The organism is Clostridium sp. (genome assembly GCF_029258205.1).
In the GTDB taxonomy this organism is placed as follows: Bacteria; Bacillota; Clostridia; order Clostridiales; family Clostridiaceae; genus Sarcina.
In genome coordinates, this window is sequence record NZ_JARHZJ010000061.1 from 1 (window position 1) to 4,366 (window position 4,366).

5 protein-coding genes are annotated in these 4,366 nt (G+C 29.0%); all 5 read right to left on the reverse strand.

The annotated features are described in order from the left end of the window. Positions 1 to 210: 210 nt before the first annotated feature. Positions 211 to 945: a tRNA pseudouridine(38-40) synthase TruA gene (gene truA / locus Q1J60_RS08055; protein ID WP_300260599.1), complete on the reverse strand. Its 735-nt coding sequence runs from the start codon at positions 943 to 945 to the stop codon at positions 211 to 213. A 157-nt stretch (positions 946 to 1,102) separates the two neighbouring features. Further along, positions 1,103 to 1,909: an energy-coupling factor transporter transmembrane component T family protein gene (locus Q1J60_RS08060; RefSeq protein ID WP_300260601.1), complete on the reverse strand. Its 807-nt coding sequence runs from the start codon at positions 1,907 to 1,909 to the stop codon at positions 1,103 to 1,105. Between the two features lie 15 nt (positions 1,910 to 1,924). Then, complete coding sequence (locus Q1J60_RS08065) at positions 1,925 to 2,782, reverse strand: energy-coupling factor transporter ATPase (RefSeq protein WP_300260604.1); 858 nt, start codon at positions 2,780 to 2,782, stop codon at positions 1,925 to 1,927. Continuing rightward, positions 2,767 to 3,612: an energy-coupling factor transporter ATPase gene (locus Q1J60_RS08070; RefSeq protein ID WP_300260607.1), complete on the reverse strand. Its 846-nt coding sequence runs from the start codon at positions 3,610 to 3,612 to the stop codon at positions 2,767 to 2,769. Before Q1J60_RS08070 ends, Q1J60_RS08065 begins: the two co-directional genes overlap by 16 nt. A gap of 413 nt (positions 3,613 to 4,025) precedes the next feature. Beyond that, a partial coding sequence (gene rplQ / locus Q1J60_RS08075) for a 50S ribosomal protein L17 (RefSeq protein ID WP_300260610.1) occupies positions 4,026 to 4,366 on the reverse strand: 341 nt, incomplete at its 5' end.

Sequence of the window (4,366 nt, forward strand, 5' to 3'; positions counted from 1 at the left end):
CAGCAGCGTCAACAACATACCATTTTCTTTCAACTTCTTGTGCTTTTGCAATGTATGATTTCATCGTTTTCCCTCCCTAGAATTTTAAAATAGGTTTTATATGTCCTCGTACTTTATGTTAAGATTCATGCCGAATCCCGTACATCTCTCTTACAAACAAATACAATTATAATACACGCTTACGGGCGTGTCAATACATTTTATTTACTTTTAGTAAAAAACTTTTTCTAAGCATAATCCTGTTGGAGGAACACAAATTCCAGCTTTTTTTCTATCACCAGAATCTATGACTTCCTTTATAAATTCAGGATTTTCTTTTCCTCTTCCTACTTTAAGTAATGTTCCTACAATTAATCTAACCATATTATATAAAAAGCCATCCGCTGACACATATATTTTAATTTTATTTTTTTCTGTTTCAATATGAATATCAGTTATTGTTCTCACAGAAGTTTTAACTGTCCCACCTGGTCTCTGAAATGCTTTAAAGTCATGCTTCCCTAAAAAATATTTACATGCTTCTTTCATATCTTCTACATTTAATTGCTTTTTAACATGATATACATAATTTCTTTCTAGTGCTGGTGGCTCTTCTCTATTTAGTATTGTGTAACAATAAGTTTTACCTGTAGTCATGTACCTAGCATGAAAACCCTCATCAACTTCTTCTGAATTCATTATTACTATATCCTTTGGTAACTTTGAATTTAATGCAGCCTTAAAATTTTTCCCTGGTATATTAGAATTGGTTTTAAAATTAGCCACATAAGCCTTGGCATGTACTCCTGAATCTGTTCTACTACTTCCTAATAACTCTGTATCTTCTTTAGTAATCTTCTTTATAGCCTCTTCTACCTTCTGCTGAATAGTATTACCTATAGGCTGTTTTTGCCATCCAAAATAAGATGTTCCATCATATTCTATAGTTAATTTTATATTTCTCATATAATCATTCCTTTATTTTTTTGTAAAACAATATTTTAAACCATCAATAATTAATTCTTCAAACAAAGAAAGACCACAAACTTGTAGTCTTTCTTTTATATTATCAATATTTAATTTATATTAAAAGTCTAAATGTAAAAACATAATTTAATTTATACTATAAAACTCTAACTACTATTGATAAAACTAAAAGTACTCCAGATATTCCAAAAGAAATAAAATCATTTTTAGAATACTTTAATATCTTCATTCTAGTTCTTCCATCTCCACCTCTATAGCATCTTGCTTCCATAGCCATAGCTAACTCATCAGCTCTTCTAAAGGCACTAATAAATAAAGGGATTAATAGCGGTATTAAACTTTTAGCTTTTTGAATTATGTTACCTGATTCAAAGTCTGCACCTCTAGCTTTTTGCGCTTTCATTATTTTATCAGTTTCATCAATTAAAGTTGGTATAAATCTTAAAGCAATTGTCATCATCATTGCTAATTCATGAGCTGGAACTCCTATTTTCTTAAATGGTTTTAATAAACTTTCAATACCATCAGTTAATTCAATTGGTGATGTTGTAAGTGTTAATACTGAAGTTCCCATTATAAGCAAGATAAGTCTTAATGCCATAAATATAGCTGTTCTTATTCCTTCCTTATATATATATAAGAATTTCCAATGCCATATAAGTGTATCTTCTGTACCTTTTATCATAAAAATATTAAGTGCTGCTGTTATAGATATTAATAAAAATACTGGTTTAAGTCCTTTATATAAATATTTAAATTGTAATTTAGATATTAATACTGTTGCACCTAAAAATGCAATTATAAATATATATCCCCAAAACTTATCTACTATAAATAATGAAGCAATAAAAATAAATGATATTAATATCTTAGTCCTTGGATCTAATTTATGTACAAAAGAATCCCCAGGAATATATTGACCTATAGTAATGTCCTTTAACATAATTTCTTATCCTTCCTAATTATTATTCCTTATTATTTCTAAAAGAGCTTCCTTAGCTTGAGAAATTGTAAATATCTCTTCTGATATATTAAACCCCTTATTTCTTAACTCTCTTATTAGATAAGTTACTTGTGGAACGGCTAAGCCTATTTTTTCTAAAATTTCAACCTCTTTAAATACCTCTGCAATCTTTCCATCTAAAACTATTTCTCCACTATTCATAACAATTACTCTATCAGCAATCTTAGCTACATCTTCCATGCTATGACTAACCATTATTATAGTCATTCCATACTCTTTATGAAGAAGCCTTATTTGAGCAAGTATGTCTTCTCTTCCTTTAGGATCTAAACCAGCTGTTGGTTCATCTAATATAAGAACCTTAGGCTCCATAGCTATAACTCCAGCTATAGCAACTCTTCTTTTTTGACCTCCACTTAGATCAAAAGGAGATTTATCTTTATATGTTTCATAGTCAAGACCGACCATCTCCATGGATTTTTTAACTCTTTTGCTTATTTCTTCTTCACTGATTCCTAAATTTCTAGGACCATATTCAATATCTTTTTTAATAGTCTCTTCAAATAATTGATACTCTGGATATTGAAATACTAATCCTACCTTTTTTCTAATATCGCTTAATTTAACCTTTTTATCTGCTATATTAACACCATCAACTATTATATTCCCACTAGTAGGACTTAATAATCCATTTAAATGCTGTATAAAAGTTGATTTCCCTGAACCAGTATGCCCAATTAGTGCTACAAACTCTCCATCTTCTATTTCACAGTTTATATTATTTAATGCTATTTTTTCAAAAGGTGTTTTAGGCATATATATGTGATTTAAGTTTTCTATTTTAATTGACATAAAGCATTCACCATCTCATCTATATTTAATATTTCTGTTGATATATCTACTCCATCTTTTTGAAGCTCATAGGCTAATTCAGTAACTTGAGGAACATCTAACCCAATTGACTTTATTTTTTCTACTTGAGAAAAAATTTCTCTAGGAACACCTTCCATTACCTTTTCACCTTTATCCATAACTATTATTCTATCAGCCTGTGCTGCTTCGTCCATATAGTGAGTTATAAGTATTATAGTAATTCCAAACTTTTTGTTTACTTCCTTTATAGTTTGCATTACTTCATTTCTACCTGAAGGATCAAGCATTGCTGTAGGTTCATCTAAGACTATACATTTAGGTCTCATTGCTAATATACCTGCAATAGCAATTCTCTGCTTTTGACCTCCTGATAATAAATGTGGTGCATGCTTTCTATATTCATACATACCTACTGCTTTTAATGAATCATCTACTCTTTCTCTTATCTCATTTGGATCAATACCTAAGTTCTCTGGTCCAAAAGCCACATCTTCTTCAACTATTGTTGCTACTAATTGATTATCTGGATTTTGAAAAACCATCCCAGCTCTTCTTCTAACTTCCCAAAGATTTTCTATATCAGAAGTATCTAACCCATCTACATACATCTTTCCACCACTAGGAAGTAACAAAGCATTCATATGCTTTGCCATAGTTGATTTTCCTGAACCGTTATGTCCTAATATAACTAAAAATTCTCCCTTTTTAACTTCCATAGAAACGTGATTTATTGCAACCTTTTCAGATTGTTCTTCAGCATTTACATATTTAAAAACTAAGTCTTCACTTTTAATCATATTTTCTACCATACTAGCCTCCTCTAAAGCTAACTTGAACTACTTTAGAGTTAAAACACTTAACTCCTTATCTTAATATCTATTAAGTTTAATAATTTTTTACGTATAAAAAAAAATACCTACTTATAAAATAATACTATTAATAATTTTATTTTGTAAATAGATATCTCCTTATTTTAACCTTTTATATAAAATTATCTTCATTAAAATTGTTTATTAAAAAATTATTTAAACACACAATTTACCATTAGATTAAAAACTATTATAGCTTAAATCTAAAATTTTATACTAGTAATAAAAATAATATTTAATTTTTTATTATATATTACTCTATTTTTAATCCTGAATATGATAAGAATAATATAAAATCATCTATATGACAAAAGAGGATTAAGTAAAAACTTAATCCTCTCTAAAGAAATATATTATACTAATTCAAGTATAACAACTTCAGCTCCGTCTCCTCTTCTAGGACCAACTTTGTACATTCTAGTGTATCCACCGTTTCTTTCAGCGTACTTTGGAGCTATGTTGTCAAATAAGTTTTTAACAACTTCTTCTTCTGTAACAAATGCTAACACTTGTCTTCTTGCGTGTAAATCTCCTCTTTTTGCAAGAGTAATCATTTTTTCTGCAAGACTTCTAGTTTCCTTAGCTCTTGTTTCAGTAGTTTCTATTTTACCATGCTTTAAGAAGCTTGTAACAAGATTTCTAAGCATAGCTTTTCTTTGATCAGTAGGACGACCTAACTTACGATATCCTGCCA